The organism is Pseudomonas sp. S2_H10 (assembly GCF_054668285.1).
The window spans coordinates 4,478,839-4,498,129 of record NZ_CP162754.1 but is presented as its reverse complement, the minus strand read 5'-3'; the positions used below and the strand labels follow the sequence as shown (position 1 = coordinate 4,498,129).

16 protein-coding genes are annotated in these 19,291 nt (G+C 57.8%); 6 read left to right on the top strand and 10 right to left on the bottom strand.

Annotated elements, in window-relative coordinates; genetic code table 11:
* Positions 1-109: 109 nt before the first annotated feature.
* The 4 genes from exaC to AB4O16_RS20065 all read right to left on the bottom strand — a co-directional run bounded on the left by exaC (position 110) and on the right by AB4O16_RS20065 (position 5,375).
* Positions 110-1,630 carry an acetaldehyde dehydrogenase ExaC gene (gene exaC, locus AB4O16_RS20080; RefSeq protein WP_460155640.1) on the bottom strand — a complete coding sequence of 507 codons (1,521 nt, stop codon included), beginning with the start codon at positions 1,628-1,630 and terminating at the stop codon, positions 110-112.
* A gap of 75 nt (positions 1,631-1,705) precedes the next feature.
* Positions 1,706-2,533 carry a phosphonoacetaldehyde hydrolase gene (phnX, locus tag AB4O16_RS20075; protein ID WP_347908057.1) on the bottom strand — a complete coding sequence of 276 codons (828 nt, stop codon included), beginning with the start codon at positions 2,531-2,533 and terminating at the stop codon, positions 1,706-1,708.
* A 39-nt stretch (positions 2,534-2,572) separates the two neighbouring features.
* The gene (locus AB4O16_RS20070; RefSeq protein ID WP_460155639.1) at positions 2,573-3,916 is read right to left on the bottom strand and encodes an MFS transporter; all 1,344 of its coding nucleotides are present in this window, start codon (positions 3,914-3,916) and stop codon (positions 2,573-2,575) included.
* Between the two features lie 298 nt (positions 3,917-4,214).
* Entirely contained in the window at positions 4,215-5,375 is a 1,161-nt protein-coding gene (locus AB4O16_RS20065) for a 2-aminoethylphosphonate--pyruvate transaminase (protein WP_460155638.1), read from the bottom strand.
* A 576-nt stretch (positions 5,376-5,951) separates the two neighbouring features.
* On the opposite strand from AB4O16_RS20065, the gene dadA reads away from it, so the two are divergent.
* Both dadA and alr read left to right on the top strand, forming a co-directional pair.
* Complete coding sequence (gene dadA / locus AB4O16_RS20060) at positions 5,952-7,256, top strand: D-amino acid dehydrogenase (protein ID WP_460155637.1); 1,305 nt, start codon at positions 5,952-5,954, stop codon at positions 7,254-7,256.
* Between the two features lie 107 nt (positions 7,257-7,363).
* Entirely contained in the window at positions 7,364-8,437 is a 1,074-nt protein-coding gene (gene alr, locus AB4O16_RS20055) for an alanine racemase (protein ID WP_460155636.1), read from the top strand.
* Between the two features lie 113 nt (positions 8,438-8,550).
* Here alr and AB4O16_RS20050 read toward each other — a convergent pair whose 3' ends face one another.
* Positions 8,551-9,942, bottom strand: a complete 1,392-nt coding sequence (locus tag AB4O16_RS20050) for an FAD-dependent oxidoreductase (protein WP_460155635.1) — start codon at positions 9,940-9,942, stop codon at positions 8,551-8,553.
* Between the two features lie 47 nt (positions 9,943-9,989).
* Positions 9,990-10,340, bottom strand: coding sequence for a RidA family protein (locus AB4O16_RS20045; protein ID WP_460155634.1), 351 nt, complete (start codon positions 10,338-10,340; stop codon positions 9,990-9,992).
* A gap of 143 nt (positions 10,341-10,483) precedes the next feature.
* Here AB4O16_RS20045 and AB4O16_RS20040 point away from each other — a divergent pair, with 143 nt between their 5' ends.
* Complete coding sequence (locus tag AB4O16_RS20040; protein ID WP_460155633.1) at positions 10,484-11,359, top strand: LysR substrate-binding domain-containing protein; 876 nt, start codon at positions 10,484-10,486, stop codon at positions 11,357-11,359.
* Between the two features lie 1,219 nt (positions 11,360-12,578).
* Positions 12,579-13,397, top strand: a complete 819-nt coding sequence (locus AB4O16_RS20035) for a PDZ domain-containing protein (protein ID WP_460155632.1) — start codon at positions 12,579-12,581, stop codon at positions 13,395-13,397.
* 220 nt (positions 13,398-13,617) lie between these two features.
* Here AB4O16_RS20035 and AB4O16_RS20030 read toward each other — a convergent pair whose 3' ends face one another.
* Positions 13,618-13,881: a hypothetical protein gene (locus tag AB4O16_RS20030; protein WP_110657621.1), complete on the bottom strand. Its 264-nt coding sequence runs from the start codon at positions 13,879-13,881 to the stop codon at positions 13,618-13,620.
* A 601-nt stretch (positions 13,882-14,482) separates the two neighbouring features.
* On the opposite strand from AB4O16_RS20030, the gene AB4O16_RS20025 reads away from it, so the two are divergent.
* Positions 14,483-14,845: a DUF6124 family protein gene (locus tag AB4O16_RS20025; RefSeq protein WP_160389504.1), complete on the top strand. Its 363-nt coding sequence runs from the start codon at positions 14,483-14,485 to the stop codon at positions 14,843-14,845.
* Positions 14,846-14,942: 97 nt separating this feature from the next.
* Here AB4O16_RS20025 and AB4O16_RS20020 read toward each other — a convergent pair whose 3' ends face one another.
* Entirely contained in the window at positions 14,943-15,851 is a 909-nt protein-coding gene (locus tag AB4O16_RS20020) for a YeeE/YedE thiosulfate transporter family protein (protein ID WP_160389505.1), read from the bottom strand.
* Positions 15,852-15,993: 142 nt separating this feature from the next.
* Here AB4O16_RS20020 and AB4O16_RS20015 point away from each other — a divergent pair, with 142 nt between their 5' ends.
* Positions 15,994-17,400: a DUF2252 domain-containing protein gene (locus AB4O16_RS20015; RefSeq protein WP_460155631.1), complete on the top strand. Its 1,407-nt coding sequence runs from the start codon at positions 15,994-15,996 to the stop codon at positions 17,398-17,400.
* A 263-nt stretch (positions 17,401-17,663) separates the two neighbouring features.
* Here the strand turns inward: AB4O16_RS20015 and AB4O16_RS20010 are convergent, their stop codons facing one another.
* The gene (locus AB4O16_RS20010) at positions 17,664-18,497 is read right to left on the bottom strand and encodes a phosphatase PAP2 family protein (RefSeq protein WP_460155630.1); all 834 of its coding nucleotides are present in this window, start codon (positions 18,495-18,497) and stop codon (positions 17,664-17,666) included.
* Positions 18,498-18,528: 31 nt separating this feature from the next.
* The gene (gene pmrG, locus AB4O16_RS20005; RefSeq protein WP_160389508.1) at positions 18,529-19,200 is read right to left on the bottom strand and encodes a lipopolysaccharide core heptose(II)-phosphate phosphatase PmrG; all 672 of its coding nucleotides are present in this window, start codon (positions 19,198-19,200) and stop codon (positions 18,529-18,531) included.
* Positions 19,201-19,291 lie beyond the last annotated feature (91 nt).

Here is a 19,291-nt window from a genome sequence, read left to right as displayed (position 1 = left end):
GTCAGGTATTGAGGACGCCATCGCTGGCAAGCCATGCTCCTACAGGTAAAACGCAATCCTGTAGGAGCCGAGCATGCTCGCGATGGCCGTTACGCGATTTCGCGCCGGGTTAGAAGAAGCCCAACGGATTGATGTCGTAGCTCACCAACAGGTTTTTGGTCTGCTGATAGTGATCGAGCATCATCTTGTGGGTTTCACGGCCGACGCCGGACTTTTTGTAACCGCCGAACGCGGCGTGCGCCGGGTATAGGTGGTAGCAGTTGGTCCACACACGACCGGCCTTGATGGCGCGGCCCATGCGATAGGCGCGGTTGATGTCGCGGGTCCAGAGCCCGGCGCCCAGGCCGAACTCGGTGTCGTTGGCGATGGCCAGGGCTTCGGCTTCGTCCTTGAAGGTGGTGATGCTTACCACCGGGCCAAAGATTTCTTCCTGGAACACGCGCATTTTGTTGGTGCCCTTGAGCAGGGTCGGCTGGATGTAATACCCGGTCGCCAGGTTGCCCTCGAGTTTTTCTATCTTGCCGCCGGTCAGCAGCTCGGCGCCTTCGCCCTTGGCGATTTCCAGGTACGAAAGGATTTTGTCGAATTGCTGCTCGGACGCCTGGGCGCCGACCATGGTATCGGTGTCCAGCGGGTCGCCACGTTTGATCGACAGGACTTTTTTCATCACGACTTTCATGAAGTCGTCGTAGATCGACTCTTGCACCAGGGCGCGGGACGGGCAAGTGCAGACTTCGCCCTGGTTGAAGAACGCCAGCACCAGGCCTTCAGCGGCTTTCTCGATGAAGGTCGGCTCGGCTTGCATGATGTCTTCGAAGAAGATGTTCGGCGACTTGCCACCCAGCTCCACGGTGGACGGAATGATGTTTTCGGCGGCGCATTTCATGATGTGCGAGCCGACCGGGGTTGAGCCGGTGAAGGCAATCTTAGCGATGCGTTTGCTGGTGGCCAGCGCTTCGCCGGCTTCTTTGCCGAAGCCTTGCACCACGTTCAGCACGCCCGGCGGCAGCAGGTCGCCGATCAGCTCCATCAGCACGGTAATGCCCAGCGGAGTCTGCTCGGCAGGCTTGAGCACCACGCAGTTACCGGCGGCGAGGGCCGGGGCGAGTTTCCACGCGGCCATCAGGATCGGGAAGTTCCACGGAATGATCTGCCCGACCACGCCCAGCGGCTCATGGAAGTGATAGGCCGCGGTGTGTTCGTTGATTTCGGCCGAACTACCTTCCTGCGCACGGATGCAACCGGCGTAGTAGCGGAAGTGGTCGGCGGCCAGCGGAATGTCGGCGTTGAGGGTTTCACGCACGGCTTTGCCGTTGTCCCAGGTTTCGGTGACGGCCAGCAGTTCGAGGTTTTGCTCGATGCGGTCGGCGATTTTCAGCAGCGCCAAAGAGCGGTCCTGCACCGAGGTCTTGCCCCAGGCATCGGCCGCGGCGTGGGCTGCGTCCAGTGCATTTTCGATGTCTTCGGCGGTGGAACGTGGAAATTCGGCAATCGGTTGGCCATTTACGGGCGAAATCGTAGTGAAGTACTGACCATTGACCGGCGCGACGAATTCACCGCCGATGTAGTTACCGTATTTGGCTTTGAACGAAACGATGGCACCGGGAGTGCCTGGGTGGGCGTAGTTCATGGTGGTGTTCTCTTGTTGTTTTGGGTTGTGGCCGCCCGTGGGACGGCCACTGTCATTTGCACAAGCCTTGCAGGGTCAGGAGCCCTGAGGGGTTTCTCCACGCGCGAGACGGGCATTGATGTCTTCAATGACGGCCGGCAACTCAACGATGGTGTCGATCAGGTAGTGCGGGCGGGAGCCTTCGAACATCTTGACGATGCGCGCACGTTCCTCGGCCAATTCCTCCAGGGATAGGTCCTTGAATTCTTCATAAGTCAGGCCCAGTGCATTGCCGGAGCAGGTCAATGCGACCGTCCACATGCCTGCGCTACGGCCTTCGAGTATGCCCGGCCAGGTGTCGTCGACCTTGACGCAGGCCGCCACATCGCTGATGCCCAAGGCAATCACGTTCGCCAAGGCTTGCGCTGGATGTGGACGCCCGTTGGGCACTTCGTCGGTAGCAACGACATGGTCGGTGACATAGCCGTTCTTGCGCGCCAGTTCTACGACTTTTTCCATGACCACGGCTGGGTAGCCTGAGCAAGAGCCGATTTTCAGACCCTTGTCGCGTAAGCCATTGATCGTATCAAGAGCTCCTGGAATCAGCGCCGAGTGCAGGGCGATCTTTTCGATCTGCAAAGGCATGAAGCGTTCGTAGAGGGCAGTGACATCATCATCGGTTGGCAGTCGGCCGAAGGCGGCCTGGTAGCGTGCGGCGATCTGTGGCTCATTGCACAAGGTGCGGATATGGTCCCACTTACCCATGCCCATCGGGCCACGAGCTTCTTCGAGGGAAACGGCAACGCCGAATTCACCGAACGCTTCAACGAAAATCTGAGTCGGTGCGAAAGAACCGAAGTCAACGACGGTGCCCGCCCAGTCCAGGACCACTGCTTGCAGTTGGGAAGGTTGTTTGTAGTGCATGATGATCACTCCAGCATTGGGTAGGTTAGTAGTACTAATTCAGGGGGTGGTGCCGACGATGACCGGTTGTACCGGCGTCGATACCAATTGCGGGTTTTCCGCTGTTTTCGGACGGCTGTTCCAAAATGGAACCAACATCAGGCTGGCCAGAAGTGCTGCGCCGGTGAAGACCAGGAACACGGTGATGGTGTCGAAGTAACCCGGCAGCAAACCGCCCAGGACTGCACCTACCGAGCCGCAGCCATTAACGAAGCCTGCGGAGGAGGCCGCTCCATCTTTGCTGCCGAAGTCAATGGCAGCCGAGCCGCTGATCATCGAATCCGGCCCGTAGAGCGTCAGGCCCATCATGAATAGCAGGCCGACCACCATGTACAGACTGCCGCTCTGCATGGCAGGAACGAACAGGCCAAGGCAAATAGTGAGGACAACCAGGCTAAGGACACAGGCCGGTATACGACGAGCGCCGAAGTACTTATCCGAGGCGATACCGATGAGGATCGGACCGATCAGACCTGCCAGCTCGAAAGAGGTTGGGACGATGGCCGAGGCCACCTTGCCAATTTCTGGCATACGTTCGTAGATGATCACCGGCCCCCACAGCAGGATGGCGTAGCGCGCGGGTTTGAGCATGAAATAAGCAAGCCCGAGCACCAACACGGTGCGATTCTTCATCACGGTGCGCAAGCCGGCCCACATACTTTCGCGTGGAACCACGACATTACTGACGGGTTCGATCTCGACTTCGACAGGAGGCAGACCGACGTCTTCCGGCGTGTTGCGTTGCAGGAAGAAAAACAGCACCGCCACCACCAGCACCACGACAGCGCTGCTAATGAACGCGATGCGCCAGTCGTGGTAAGTGTTGTAGGCCCACCAACCGGCAAACGGCGTGGCCACCAGACCGCCAAAGGCGTAGGAAGTGCACCAGTAACCCAGTACGCGACCCCGTTCGCCAGTGGTGAAAAAGCTCCCGACGTTCTTACATAGCCCCGACCAACCGGTGGACTGGGCAAGGCCCTGGATTAGCATGCAGGAGACGAAAATCGGCAGGGTAGCGTAGGTCCCCATAAGCAGCGCGGCTAGCGCTGAGATGACAAGTCCGCTAAGTACCACAACCCTGGGACCGAATCGGTCAGAGAAGTTGCCCCAAAGAAACTGTCCCACGGCGTATGCAGTTAGATAGAGGGCGTCGAGATTGGCCATCATGGCCTTTTCGAGCATGAAGTTCGGGTCTTCGCCAATACCCAGCTTGGCAACAGAAAACGCCTTGCGGGTAAAGTAGAAGGCGGCATAAGCCAGCCAGGTAATGAGAAAAATCTGCACGCGCCAACGCTGGAGAGATTTCCAGCCGGTTGCGAGCGGGCTTGCTGCGTTCTTGTTCATGGTGTTCTGATCCCGTATGGGTTGCCGTACAGCGCAAAAAGTTGTTTTTGTTTTTGTTTTGGGTGCCACAACCCAGTCCAGGCGAACTGAATAAATTGCAGTAGGCGAGGTTTATGGCTTGTGGCTGCTGGCGTCAGACATCAGATTTTTGGATAGGCGATATCGCTGGCTCCTGCTCGACGCTGTCGAGCTGTGAACAACCAGATCCATGGAGAAAAGAGGTCGCCGTAAAGAGGGTGCGATCCCAACACCCGCCCCGACACACCCAGAGTGGCGGCGACCCGAAAGGGGAAATCGGTTAGGTCGCTTCCATTTCTACGCCCATTGCAACGAGGCTGTCAGCGATAGCGCGTAGCAACTGATGGACGACGTGTTCGTCGATCTGGCCGATGCATCCGATGCGGAAACTTTCGGCCACGGTCAACTTGCCTGGGTAGATGATGAATTGGCGGGTCTTGAGCTCATCGTAGAAACGCATGAACTCGAAGTTTGGATGCTCAGGACAAAAGAACGTGGTGATGATCGGCGATAACCAGCAGTCTTCTAGCAAGGTCCGGAAACCCAGTTCACGCATACCGCTAACCAGGACGTCGCGGTTGCGCGTATAGCGCGCCAAACGACCATGCACGCCGCCTTCGCTCGCGTGCTGCTCGAGGGCTTTGTGAAATGCTACAACGCTGTGGGTAGGCGGGGTGAAGCGCCACTGGCCGGTGCGTTCCATGTACACCCACTGCTCGTAGAGGTCGAGGGATAGCGAGTTGGCGCGACCTTTAGCGGCCTCTAACACGGAGCGACGGATGATCACAAAGCCGAAGCCGGGGATGCCCTCGATGCACTTGTTGGCCGAGGACACCAGCACGTCAAAGGCGATTTCTTTGACGTTCACCGGCACTGCGCCGAAGGTGCTCATGGCGTCAATGATCAGGCGCTTGCCGTGATCCTTCACCACGTCGGCGATCTCGCGCAGAGGGTTGAGGATGCCGGAGCTGGTTTCGCAGTGGACCACAAAGACGTGGGTCACATCCGGATTGGCGTTGAGCAGCGCATCCACTTCATCGGGCTGCGGTGGCAGGTAGTCACCCTTGTCCAGAGTGATGTAGGCGCGGTTCAGGTATTCCAGGGTTTTGGTGGCGCGCTGGCCGTAGGCGCCGTTCATCAGCACTAACGCTTTGCCGTCACGCGGGATAGCGGTGGCCAGAGCCGCCTCTACCGAGTAGCTGCCGCTGCCTTGCAGAGGCACACACGCAAAGCTGTCGTCCTGCACGCCCGCCATGCCAAGAAGGCTCTGGCGGACTTCGGCGGTGACTTGGTTAAAGGCACCATCCCATGAACCCCAGTCGCGGAGCATGGCTTCCTTGGTGGCTTTGGAAGTGGTCAGTGGACCTGGAGTCAGCAGGTAGGGCTCACCCAAGGCTGGCGTTGCCAACGGCTGGGTACTCGGGAATTCGGCTTTGGTCATGATCTTCTCCGGCGGTGTTGTTTTTGTGGGGAGTGATGCACGGATTGATAGAAACATCTGGAAAAAGATAAGTAAAATCGATTTATCACACTTCAGAAACAAGCTGAGCTTATAAGTTGAATTGCATCACCGCTGTAGATCAGCCTTGATCTATCTATGCGTTCAATTCGGGTGTGTAAGCTTAAATCTCTTCCCATGACGATGCATTTCTAGGCCTTACGTACATGCTCAAGTTGAGCTTGCGATTCGAAGCCACCCCAGAAAATGCCCTTAGCGCTTGAGGCGCGGACTCGCTCGGTACGGGGTCGAAAGAAGAACTTTTCTCCGCTGCTCGTTTGAGTGATAAGCCCCACCGCCAGCACGATTCGCAGGACTTTTCGGCCGATTTTGTTTCGCTCAGACTTGCTTTAATTGTTGCTGAGAATAGGGGATGCACCTCCGTGAAAAGCGTTTTTTCAGAGAATTATCTCCAAATACAAGTCTTTATATAGTGAAAGCCACTGGCTGTTCTTTCTTAGACTGCGCCGAGCGAGACCTACAACAATTTCAGCGGTTAGCCACTTAGAGGGAATGAACATGCGCGTTCTGGTGCTTGGTAGCGGTGTGATTGGTACCACCAGTGCTTATTATCTGGCGCGTGCCGGATATGAAGTTGTGGTGGTGGATCGGCAGCCGGCTGCTGCCTTGGAGACCAGTTTCGCCAACGCGGGCCAGGTGTCGCCCGGTTATGCCTCGCCGTGGGCCGCGCCTGGAGTGCCGCTCAAAGCCATCAAGTGGTTGCTACAACGCCACGCACCGCTGGCGATCAAGGCCACGGCCGACATCGATCAGTACTTGTGGATGGCGCAGATGCTGCGCAACTGCACCGCCAGCCGTTACGCAGTGAACAAGGAGCGCATGGTCCGCCTGTCCGAGTACAGCCGAGACTGCCTCGACGAGCTCCGCGCTGAAACCGGCATTGCCTACGAAGGCCGCAGTCTCGGTACCACCCAATTGTTCCGCACCCAAGCTCAACTGGACGGCGCGGCGAAAGACATCGCGGTGCTGAAAGAGTCCGGCGTACCGTTCGAACTGCTCGACCGCGCCGGCATTGCCCGTGTTGAGCCAGCGCTGGCCAGCGTCACCGACATCCTCGCCGGTGCCCTGCGCCTGCCGAATGACCAGACGGGCGACTGCCAGATCTTCACCACACGTTTGGCCGAAATGGCGGTGAAACTGGGTGTGGAATTCCGCTTTGGTCAGTACATTCAGCGCCTCGATTTCGCCGGTGATCGCATCAACGGTGTGTGGATCGACGGCAAGCTGGAAACCGCCGACCGCTACGTGCTGGCTCTGGGCAGCTACTCGCCGCAGCTGCTCAAGCCGCTGGGGATCAAGGCACCGGTGTACCCGCTCAAGGGTTACTCGCTGACCGTGCCGATCACCAACCCGGCGATGGCCCCGACTTCGACCATTCTCGACGAAACCTACAAGGTCGCGATTACCCGTTTCGACAACCGCATCCGCGTCGGCGGCATGGCAGAGATTGCCGGTTTTGACCTGTCGCTGAACCCGCGTCGGCGCGAAACCCTGGAGATGATCGTCAACGACCTTTATCCTCAGGGCGGCGATCTGGCCCAGGCCGATTTCTGGACCGGCCTGCGTCCGACCACTCCGGACGGCACGCCGATCGTCGGCGCGACACCGTTCAAGAACCTGTTCCTGAACACCGGTCACGGCACGCTGGGTTGGACCATGGCCTGTGGCTCCGGTCGCTTGCTGGCAGACCTGATGGCGAAGAGAAAACCGCAGATCAGCGCCGAAGGCCTCGATATTTCCCGTTACAACAGTGGTACGTCGGAGCCTGCAGTGCAGGGCGCTCCAGCGCCCGTTCAACAATGAGCGAGAACGTATAAGCCAATTCGACACCAAGCGTTGCGCACGGCGAAATCGCCGTGTGACAGCGTCGGTTTTCATTTCTCATGATACTGCCAATAAAGGCTGCCACCATGCGTCCTGCCCGTGCCTTGATCGACCTTCAAGCCCTGCGTCAAAATTACCAAATTGCCCGTGAAGTCACGGGAGCCAAAGCCCTCGCGGTGATCAAGGCCGATGCTTACGGCCATGGCGCAGTGCGTTGCGCCCAGGCACTGGAAACCGAGGCCGACGGTTTTGCCGTGGCCTGCATCGAAGAGGCGTTAGAGCTGCGCGCCGCGGGCATTCGGGCCCCGGTTTTGCTGCTGGAGGGGTTCTTCGAAGCTGATGAGTTGTCGCTGATTGTCGAGCATGATTTCTGGTGCGTGGTGCATTCGCTCTGGCAGCTTGAAGCCATCGAGCAAGCTTCGCTGAGCAAGCCGATCAGCGTCTGGCTGAAGCTGGATTCGGGCATGCATCGGGTGGGCTTGCATCCAAAGGATTATCAGGCGGCCTATCAACGGCTGCTGGCCAGCGGCAAGGTGGCAAAGGTTGTATTGATGAGCCACTTCGCCCGGGCCGATGAGCTGCACGAGCAGTCCAGCGCCGAGCAGGTCGCCGTATTTGAAGCTGCGCGTCAGGGTTTGTCGGCCGAGGTCAGCCTGCGTAATTCGCCGGCGGTGCTGGGTTGGCCGCAGATTCCAAGCGATTGGGTGCGTCCGGGCATCCTGCTGTATGGCGCGACGCCGTTTGAAGAAGCCAACGCAGTCGCCTCGCGCCTGCAACCGGTGATGACGCTGGAATCGAAAGTGATCAGTGTGCGTGAGCTGGCGGCTGGTGAACCGGTTGGTTACGGTGCGAAATTCATTACACCCAAACCGATGCGTGTGGGTGTGGTGGCCATGGGGTATGCCGACGGCTATCCGCGTCAGGCGCCAACCGGTACGCCGGTGCTGGTGGCCGGGCAGCGCAGCCAGTTGATCGGCCGGGTGTCGATGGACATGCTGTGCATAGACCTGACCGATGTACCGCAAGCCGGCCTCGGTTCGACCGTCGAGTTGTGGGGCAAAAACATCCTCGCCAGCGACGTGGCGGCGGCAGCGGACACGATTCCTTATCAGATCTTCTGCAACCTGCGTCGGGTACCAAAACTCCATTGCGAAGATTAATTGAGGCGCATCGGGCCTGGGTCCTGCAAGTGTTGAAAACAGAAAAGCCACCGGCCAATAGTCAGGCGGTTTTTTGTTAGCAAGCGTAAAAGTTTCGACATGTGATCGAGGCTTTACCCCTTGTCCGCCTTGCCGGCAGCCGCGGCGAATTTTGCCAGACGCACATCCAGCCGACTTGGCCGTTGGTTGCGGTCCTCAGCTTGCTCCTTGCGGCGAACGGCGTTGCGCACCATCAGTGAGCCCAGGTAGCGAATAGGCTCCGGTGGGAAATGGCCGAGGGGGCCTTGCAGTAGTGGCGAGCGTGTCCAAGGATTGTCCAACCCCAAAACCAGAGATGAGAGGATTTGCCCTCCCATATGACAGGGGCCGACGCCACTACCGGAATAGCCGAAACCATAGAAAATGTTGCCACTTGTACCCATACGGCCGAAGAAAGGCAGCCCGGTGACTGAGCGATCGGACGGACCATTCCAGGTGGCGGCGATGCCGACATCGGCAAATTCCGGAAAGAACTCCGTGAGGGTGTTGCGCAACAACCCTGCGTAGGGTGACGGTTGGTCGAATACCGGCAACATGCGCCCGCCGTAGGCGAAGGTGTTGCCACCTTTGCCGAGCATGATCCGGCCGTCTGGGGTGTTGTGGTAGTAGTGCACGAAGATCCGCGAGTCGAGCACGGTGACCCCGTTGGTCAGGCCGATTCGTTCGAGCAGATCAGGCCGCGGCTCAGTAATGATCATGTCGCTGGAGACGATAGCCACCGAACGCTCGAACTCTGGAAAAACCCGCGCCATCCAGGCATTGATCGCCAGCACTACGCGATTGGCGACCACGTTACCGCCCTGCGTCTTGATGGTGGCCGGCAGCCCTTGTACCAGGCCGGTCATCGGCGAGCCTTCAAAGATTCGCACGCCCAGATCCAGCGCGACCCGACGCAGACCGCGCACCAGCTTGCCCGGCTGCACACTGGCAGCCGCTGGCGAAAACCAGCCTTCAATGTGCCGGGTCGAACCTGCCATACGCTGCACGTCAGCTAGCGCGTATTTGGAGAAAGAGTTGATGCCATTGCGCTCCAATGCCGCGATCACGCCGTCGGTCGAGCCGACCTGGGCCTTGTTTGTGGCGGTGTAGAGCGTGCCATCGAGACGGTAGTCGGCATCCACCGCGTACTTTTCGCAAAAGCTGCCGATGGCGTAAATGCTCTGCTCCGATTCCTTGACCAGGCGTACCGCTTCTTCGACACCGAACAAGCGCTCCAGGGTGAAGTACTTGGCCGACCAGGACAGAGCACAGCCGCCATTGCGCCCGCTGGCACCGGCACCACAAATGTCGGCTTCGACGATGACCACGTCCAGCTCGGGGTTCTGTTCCTTGAGCATGATTGCAGTCCACAAACCGGTGTAACCACCACCGACGATGCAGACGTCGGCGCGGGTGTTCTGCCGCAGCGGAGGGCAGGGCGAGTCGGGTTGAGTTGTCAGGGCCTGATCGAGCCAGAAGGGGCGCATGAGGTCATCTCCAATGGAGCGGTTTTAGGGCAGGGTTCAGGAAGCAATCAGCCGCACGCGGCGACCACGATCATTTCCACGCGCCAGCCGGGGTCGATCAAATCCGCCAGGGTGCAAGCTCGCGTGGGGGCATGGCCTTCGGGAAAGAACTCGTCCCAGACCTTGTTGAGTCCTGCGTAGTCCTCGCGATGGGCGAGCAGAATCCGCACCGAAAGCACCTGCGTGCGGCTGCTGTCGGCACAGAGCAATAGCTGCTCGATACCAGCGAGTACCTCGTGGGTCTGTGCCTCGATATCGCCATTGAGGTCCGTGGCAACCTGGCCACCGATGTAGAGGTGGTTGTCATACCGGATCATGTCCGAGCGGCGTTTTATCGCGGCGAAACGTTCGATTTCCATTAAGCATTCCTGGGTGGTTGCGAGGCCGCAGTGTTCGAACACGGGTCTGGGCTTGCGAAAACCATGCTTGCAGCTCATCGTCTATAAATAAAATCGATTTAACGTATGCATGAATAAGTTAAAACTATGCAAAGGCTTCCCCAATGACTATTTCCCATACCCAGCTCAAGGCTTTTCACGCCGTTGCAGTCAACGGCAGTTTCACTCGGGCAGCCGAACAGCTTTGCCTGTCTCAACCGGCGGTGTCCGATCAGGTTCGCAAACTTGAGGATTACTACGGGGTGATGGTGTTCTACCGTGACAAGCGTCTGGTGCGCTTGACGGAAGTGGGGGAACGGCTGTTCGGCATGACCAGGCGTCTGTTCGATATCAGTGTGGATGCCCACGACATGCTGATGGACTACCGCACCCTCTCGACTGGAACTTTGAATCTAGCGGTGGATGCGCCGGTGCATGTGTTGCCTTATGTCGCACGCTTTTGCAGTCGCTACCCCGGTATCGATGTGAAGATTGAAACCGCCAATACTGATGAGGTGCTGCAACGGTTGTTCGGCCATCAGGCAGACATTGCCCTGCTAGGACGCAACATCGAAGATGAACGCCTTCAGACATTGCACCTACGGAGCGATCCGATGCACGCTTTCGTTGCGCTTGACCATCCTTGGGCACAACGCCATTCAATCAGCCTCTCTGAATTGGATGACACGCCCCTGGTTCTCCGGGAAAAAGGTTCAGTCACCCGCCTATCTTTGGAGGAGGAAATGACAGCGGCGGGCCTGCATATTTGCAAGGCGATCGAAGTGGAAGGGCGTGAGGCGGCTCGTGAGGCCGTGGCGATTGGCATGGGCGTTGGTGTCGTGTCGGCGGCCGAGCTTGGCTCGGACTCGCGGCTTCGTGGTTTGCCCATCATCGATTGCCAGCGTCGCTTCACCGAGACTCTGGTCTGCCTGCGCGCGCAGAGTTCACGGCGTATCCTGACCACCTTCTTCGACATGGTTCGAGAAGGCTTGGTTGAGTGAGATTACGTTTGATCACTTACGTACGCAGCTATCTATGGCGCTATGGGTGGCTGCATGCGAAGGGCTGAACGGCTGCTTTTGGCCGATTTTTGCCCGTCGCGGCTGACTAAAATCGACCCATGACACTCAGACCGACGCCTATTGGCCGAATACGGCCTACGATTTACCAAGATGTTTAAACGCTGCTGCAACACCTATTCGGCTTGTAACACCCAACGCACGTGAACGATGAACGGTGTGCAACATCAACAAAACCCAATAATTTCAATTGGTTAACAACACTCATTTCACCTGCAACACCTGTAACACATCTTTTCGCCCCTAACGCCCCATCGGCGATAACGCCGCCAGCGGAAGCAATACTGGCTTGGTATCGACTAATGCAAAACTCGAACGCTGGGTTGCTGAATGCTAGGTCGCTTGGGAGGTGCCGCCTGCCAACAACGAACAGGAGACCGTGGCACTGACATCGCTAGGGACCACCCTGGGCGATATTTATTTAGTACGGGGTCGAAAACCCGCGCCTTCGTGTTAGTGGGAGGTTTTTTCACATCGGTTGACAGGTTGACATCGATCCCCGCAGTTGACGGTGCCCTGGTGTTCACGACCATCAACACGACGGGCCACCTTTACAGATGCGGTAAAGGTGGTCCTTTTTCTTCGATATCCCTTCAATTTCAACATTGAAATTTCAGTAAGCTGGGTAAGTTGCCGCTACCACAATCCCGCGGGTTTCCGACCCCGTGTTGATTGAAAAAGCTCCAGGGTCCCCACCGGGCTTCAGATCTCTTCCGCACACGAATCTTCCAGTTGGCTGTCTCCGCGCCCTGCTGGCGAACGTACGTCTTGAACAATGCGGATTTCATCCAAGCTGGCCAGCGGTCTATCGTTGATGCCTGCATTTCCGTACATCGCGTGCGTACCGCTCGCGCATGTCCAGAGGGTCAACAGTTTCACGCTGCATGGCTATGGTCATGCAGTGGTAATGAATGGGAAGCGGAACCCCCTCTGTCGGGTTGAATCTGCAAAAAGAACGGGGTTCGAATTACCCCATTCCCTCAGATCGCCGGAAGGACCCATTGAACCAAGCCTGACACGCATTAAGCCCTCCCCAACACTCACTGTTAGAAAGCTTGTCTGGAGATCTAGGTCTTGTAGCGGCGTTACGCCATACTCCCGTGCAAATAGCGCAACGTTTTCAGGCCAAGGAAAGGGACGTATGAAAAAGAAGTTCATGCATGTGCTGGTGGCGATGAGTGCATCGCTCAGCATCGCGGGGTGTGCCAGTGGCTACAAAGAATTCTATACCCCCACTCCTGGCGCAACCCCGGAAGCTATCGCGTCAACTCGCGCATCAGCCGCGCCGCAGACACCCATTGTTGAACGATCAGCATTTGGTAACACAGATCAGCTTCTGGCAGGGTATGCAAAGCGCGGTTATTTGATTATTGGTGAATCGAGTTTCAATAGCGGTGAAAGCGTTTCAGATGATGACGCAATCGAGCAGGGGCAGGCCGTCGGAGCAGATTTGGTTCTAGTTTTTGTACCGCAATACACGGGATCGGTTACCTCAAGCGTGCCATTCACGACACCAACGACAAACACTTCGTACACCACCGCTAATGCCACCGCTTACGGGCCAGGTGGACCGGTTTCGGCCTACGGTAACGCCACAACCACGACCTACGGGAGCAACACGACGTATATCCCCGTTACAGTCAACCGATCTGATTACGGTGCAATTTACTTTGTGAAAGGTCGGTTCCGAATTGGCGCATTCGTTCGCAACCTGAACGACGCCGAGCGTCAGCAATTACAAACGAATCAAGGCGTAGTAGTCACTAATATCGTCGATGACAGTCCGGCTTACAAAGCGGATGTCCTACTCGGCGACATGATCATTGCGATAGATGGGGAAAGAGTTTCCAATCAAGAGGGGTTCACCCGCATGGCCTCTGAAAGGAAGGGACGATCCATTAATTTGTCATTGGTTCGACAGGGGCACGCCATCGAAAAAAACCTGCAGGTGGGCAATTAATACTCTCCTGGGAGAGCCAAGCTTCAACGCGGTGTATCCCCGGCTGTATCCCTTTAAAAATTGAAGTCAGAAAAGCCCAATGATTACGGTGCCTTTTAGGCAAGTTCAAACGACCCCGGCCCACCAATCGAAGCTGACAAAGCCCGCCTTGTGCGGGCTTTGTCGTTTCTGGCTGTATCGCAAGTCCCACACGGGGCTGAAACAGGCCCCACGCCAACGATCAGTACTTGATATCCCGGGCGGTGCGACGGGTATCCTGTTTGGTGCTGCGTTTGTCCTGGCGACATTCCACGTTGCTCTTGTCACTGCCCTTTCTGCAGGCATCCTTGGTTTGCCGGGCAGTGGAGCGCCCTTCCTGCCTGGTATCGCGAGCTTCACGCCGTTGTTCACCTTGCTCGGTCGCGTAGGCGGGTAGCGTCACCCACTGTACGCCAGCGGCGATGAGCAGCGTCGCCAGGGCTTTCAAGTAGTGCTTGGGAATCATGATGTATCTCCAATTCCATTTCGCTCAGTCGCTTCGTTCGCTCAAGCAGAAATTCAGCGACAACCTGTATTACATCGTACGCTCACAACTCACAAAAGCACTTTGTGGCAGGTGAATTCTGACGATAGGGTCACATAGGCCGTCGCGCCAGGCTGTTATGTGCATGGTTGCAATATGGGAATCGGTAACGGCTGAGCTGTTTGATGCGGGTTTGCAGCCGACATTGATCACGGATTTGACGGTGGTGTCGTCACTGGACAGCAGCGGACCCATCTCGATGCCTTCCTCACGTCCTAGGATATTTCCCGCAAAACGCATCGCCTTTCATGAACTGGCGGACGCAACTTCTCGACGATAGCCTTCAGGGGTCGCTGCAAATCAGCGATCGGTTTTGACAGGCTGAAAGTGTAATCTTCACACCTCCCAAATCAGACAGCATGCTTTCACGCATGTAGTCACGATTATGGCGGCTGTGCGCGGGGCACCTTCGGGTGCACCGGGTTCTCACACTTCCGGTCTGTCAACCCGCGTATAGCTGCCACCCAATCCTGTTTGACAGCAGGGGATGGCAGCTTTTCTAAACAGTGTGAGGAATGCCATTTTGAAAAAGAACAGCCCCAATCCCCCGGAAACCCCAGCTAATTTAGCTGAAGAAAAAATCGACTTATCTCAACTCTCAAAAACCACCGAACCCGCCATCAGCGCCCGCCTGCGCAACCCCAATCACCTCGACCCCATCAGCCACGTCTTCACCCTGCGCCCCGACATCGACACACCGTCCCTGCTCACCCACGCCAGCGAAACCCTAGCCTCGCTCAACGTCATGAGCACCGACCTTGCCTGTGAACTTGAAAGCTCGCGTCGCAACATCGCCCTGGCAATTCAGCAACTGGCTGTGCTGGCGCAATTGCTGGTGAACCGGGCACTGGACAACATCGCGCCACTCGACGAAATGGAGGCGTGAAAAGGATCGATACATGTCGATGACCGGCATCGACTGCACCATTGCCTTGAAAAATGGACGGTCTCATTGAGGTCGTCCCACTCCAGATCCGCGATCATCAAGCACGCAGCCGCTTAACCCCAACCCCCACCAATATCCCCAACACAATCGACACCAACGGCACCGCTCCCACCCAGGTCAGCGTCGGAAACACCAACAATATCTGCGAGTCATTGCCGCCCAACATCATCGACGCACCGGTCCCCATCAACACGCCTGCGAGCAAATGCCTGCCCGCTGTCATCGCGGCAAACCGCTGATAGTTGAACGTGCGGCGATGCAAGGTGTAACAGAGCATGCCCAGCATCAGCATGGCGAACACCGCCACACGCTGGGTGGTCAATGATGTGTCGCCCGACCCCCAGAACGGTTGCGAGAGATCGTAGAAAAATACGCTGGGCGTCCACAGCGGTTCAAAGGTGTAGAGGGCGCTGGTCAACGCCCCCAGCAGCAGGCTCGACAGCACCAGGTGCCTGTCGCCGTGAATCCGGATCAGGAACAGCAGAATCAGCAGCACGATGCCAATGACCAGCCAGTAATGACGGCTGGTGATCATCGGCATTTGCAGCGCCCGGTGTTCGGGCAGCATGTTCAGGTGATGCCACAGCACGATGCCCAGTACCCAGCCGAGGATGGTGAAGACCTTGTTGAGGTTGCCGCTGGCGAGCTTGGTGAGGGTGCCGACACTGCATCCGTCGTTGAGCACCGACGCGAGGCCGAACAGCAACCCGCCACCGACCAGTGACAGATAGCCGACTTCAGGGATGAACAGCGGCTGGCTGACGCCAGACAAGGCGTAGAGCGGTGCGAGCAACAGGCCGAACAAACCACAACTGACCAGCGACACGAACAGGGTCGGCCGGCGCTTGAGCAACAGCCCCATGGCATTGACCAGGCACATGCCCATGCGCTGGGACACCCAGCCGATGAGGAACGCCAACAGCAGTGAAACAGGCAATGAAAACACGGGCCTCCCTGTTTCCGGGTGGTGGCATCAAGGCGATGCCTGACAGACAGATTAGTCGCTGTGCAAACACTGCGGATAAACCTGCAAAGCCCTTCTACACTCAATCCGCAATCGCCCTACAACACCTGTCAAATAGGCCCCCATGACCACCCTCACCGACCGTTTGAAGCAAGGCAAGGATGCGCGCAGGAAGTGTCCGCGCAGTTCGCAAGCCTCCCTGGGCAATGTCGACCGCGATCCGATTCCGCTGATCAAGGCGTCGAGTGAAGGGCGCGTCAAATCGCTGGTGGAGCTGCGCTACGGGCGCATGCTGGTGTCGCCGTTCACTTTCTATCGTGGCAACGCGCTGCTGCAGGCCCACGATTTGGCGGGCACTCCGAACATGGGGCTGGTTTCGCCGATTTGCGGTGATAGCCACCTGATGAATTTCGGCGGTTTCGCAACGCCGGAACGCAACCTGCTGTTCAGCGTCAACGACTTTGATGAAACCCATCCCGGCCCGTGGGAGTGGGACTTGAAGCGTCTGGTGGCGAGTTTCCTGGTGGCGGCTCGCAATCTGCGTCATGGGGAGTCGGTTGAAGATTCGGTTTGCCATCAGGTCGTGAGCGCCTATCAGAAAACCATGCTCGAGTGCGCCGAACAGAGTTCGCTGGAAACCTGGTACGAATCCATCAGCTATGACGACCTGCTGGCGCAGGCCAACAAGAGCACCCTGGAACACGTGGAGCGCGCCATCGCCAAGGCCGAACGGCGCACCCATGCCGAACTGTTGCCAAAAATCAGCGAACGCGACGCCCATGGGCGTCTGATCATTCGCGATGACTTGCCGGAAATTTTCCACCTGCACAAAAACACTACGCTGCTGGACGCCGATGATGACTGGTTGCGTCTCTCGGACTGGCGTCCGCTCTACGACACCTTCATGCGCGATTATCGCGGCACCCTGCAAGCGGACCGCCGGGAGCTGGTGTCGCGTTTTCATGTGCAGGACATGGCGTTCAAAGTGGTGGGCGTCGGCAGTGTCGGCACCCGTTGCCTGGTGGCGCTGCTGACCGATGATCAGCAGTTCCCGCTGTTCCTGCAATTCAAGGAAGCGCGGCGCTCGGTGCTCGCCGGCTACGTGAAGGCCAAGTCACGGGTGCGTCATGAAGGGCAGCGAGTGGTCGAGGGTCAGCGCTTGATGCAATCGGCCAGCGATTTGTTCCTCGGCTGGACCACTGGCCCCAGCGGGCGGCATTTCTATGTGCGGCAATTGCGCGATATGAAAATCTCCGCCGAACTCGAGACCTTCGATGGCGACGCCTTCGCGGCCTATGGCCGGCTCTGCGGCCGCGCCCTGGCTCGCGCCCACGCCAAGTCTTCCGGGCACGCGGCGGTCATCAGCGGCTACATCGGCAAAAGCGAAGCACTGGCCGACGCGCTCTACAAATATGCCCGGGGTTATACCGAGCAGAACGAGCAAGATTTCGAACGATTCCAGCAGGCCTGCCGCAAGGGACGTTTGCGTGCGCGTTCCGAGGCCGACTTTGCCGCGGATCATTTGCCTTAGCGGTGTCGCAGGCTCTGGTGCGGCGCCTTGATCGAGATGAACTTTTCTTCACCCCGTTGCTCCGCTGCAGCCTGTACATTGCCTTTGCTCATTCAAGAAACTACGGTTTGCCCGCCCTCCCGCGGGCTTTTTTTTGGGTATTTTTTACGGGGTTTTGAGATCACTTGATCTTGTAACGCGTATGAACCGGATAAACGCGGCGTACTTGAATCCATCGCCGGCAAGCCGGCTCCTACAGGATGGTTTTCGGTTCCTGTGCCGGATCAGTTCACGGGCAGGGGCCCGGACGCCAATAGCGGTTTTTCAGACGCCTTCAACACCGGCTGCTCCAGCCTCGCTCGCCCGTAGAACGCCAGCGCCGTCAGCAAGCACGCCAGCCACACAAAGATTCCGGCCCAGAAGGTGTGGGACATGTAGTGCCAGCCCTGAAGCACCCGCGTTGTGCCGTAGATGAAACCCAGGGTCAACGAGCCGTACAGGATCGCTTTCGAATAGCGCCAGCGATAGCGGCGGGCCACGAAGTACAGCGCCAGCATGGTGAAACCGCCCGAGGCATGTCCGCCCGGCCAGCAGCGGCCGTCACCGGCGGTCTTGAGCAGTTTGAAATTCTCGTACCATTCGACGTGCTGCATCTTGCCGCCGTACAGGGTCGTCTCGATCGGGCAGTACACGCTGGTGTGGCCCTTGAGGTAGTGAATGACACCGGTGCTGATGGAAAACGCGAACACCACGTAGAGAAAATCCCGACGGTGCCGTGCGGCAAAGCGCAGCACCGGGGCGACTTTGATTTTTTCCAGGAAGGCGATGATTTTCGCGTGTTTTTCAGCCTTCAGGCACGGCCAGAGAAACGACAGCAAGGCACCGATAATCGCAATTTCGCCTGTCCAGTTCGGAATGATCCGCGCCCATTTATGGGTGATTTTTTCGAACAGATGGACCTGGTCCAGCGGGTACGTCTGCGTCACCGGATCAAAAAAGTAATTGTTGAAGGCGATGTCGATACGGGTCATGTCGAACATCAGGAACACCGCGAGCGCGCAGGCCAGCGGGATACCAAAATTCACCGAATAAAAGCGGTAGCGCGAAGCGGTCTGCATGCTCAGTCCTGATTCAAAGGGAGGGTGGAGTTCAACGAGTCGTCACCGTGGGCCAATCCGATGCTTCGATAAAACCAAGCATGCGCGCAGTGTTCGGCGTTTCGGCGGAGATAAACAGAGAGGCCCCGTAACCCAGGGTCGAAGTCGGCAATTGGAGGTCTTTTTCCAGCTGCGCCATGCATTCGCTGTGGGTCACCAGAATCAGGTTGCGCCCGGCCACCTTGTGCGCCAGCGCGTCGCGCAACATGGTGCCCTTGCAACTGATCAGCCAGTCCTCGCCCGTGCCGGCCTTGTTGAACATGAAGGCGGCGGTCTGCGCCGTGCGCAGGATCGGGCTGTTGTAGATATCGGTCTTGCCCAGGCCCAGGTTCTGGAAATGCGCCCCGACATTTGTCGCAACACTGCGGGATCGGTCGGTAATGCCATCGTTGCCGATCAGGCAGGCAGCCGAAGAGTGATCGCAGCGTTCGACGTGGCGCACCAATACGATCAAGTCGCCCTTGGCCCACCCGCTCATCAATGCCTGCGCACCGCTCACATTGCCATGAGCCAGGTCCGCCACGGCGGCGGGACGCAGCAGAAACACGGTCAGCGGGATCACCAGCAACGCCGAAGCCAACACCACCGCCGCGTTGCGATAGCGGGCAAAGCGGCTCAGATCGATCGAGCGTTTTATCCCGAACAGACTCAGTCTCAGTTCCACATCAAGCCGCCTCACCGGCACACGCCACCTCATTAGATCCCGAGAGGTTAAGCAAGCGTGCGTCGGTGGCCGGTGAAACCCATGTGAAAAA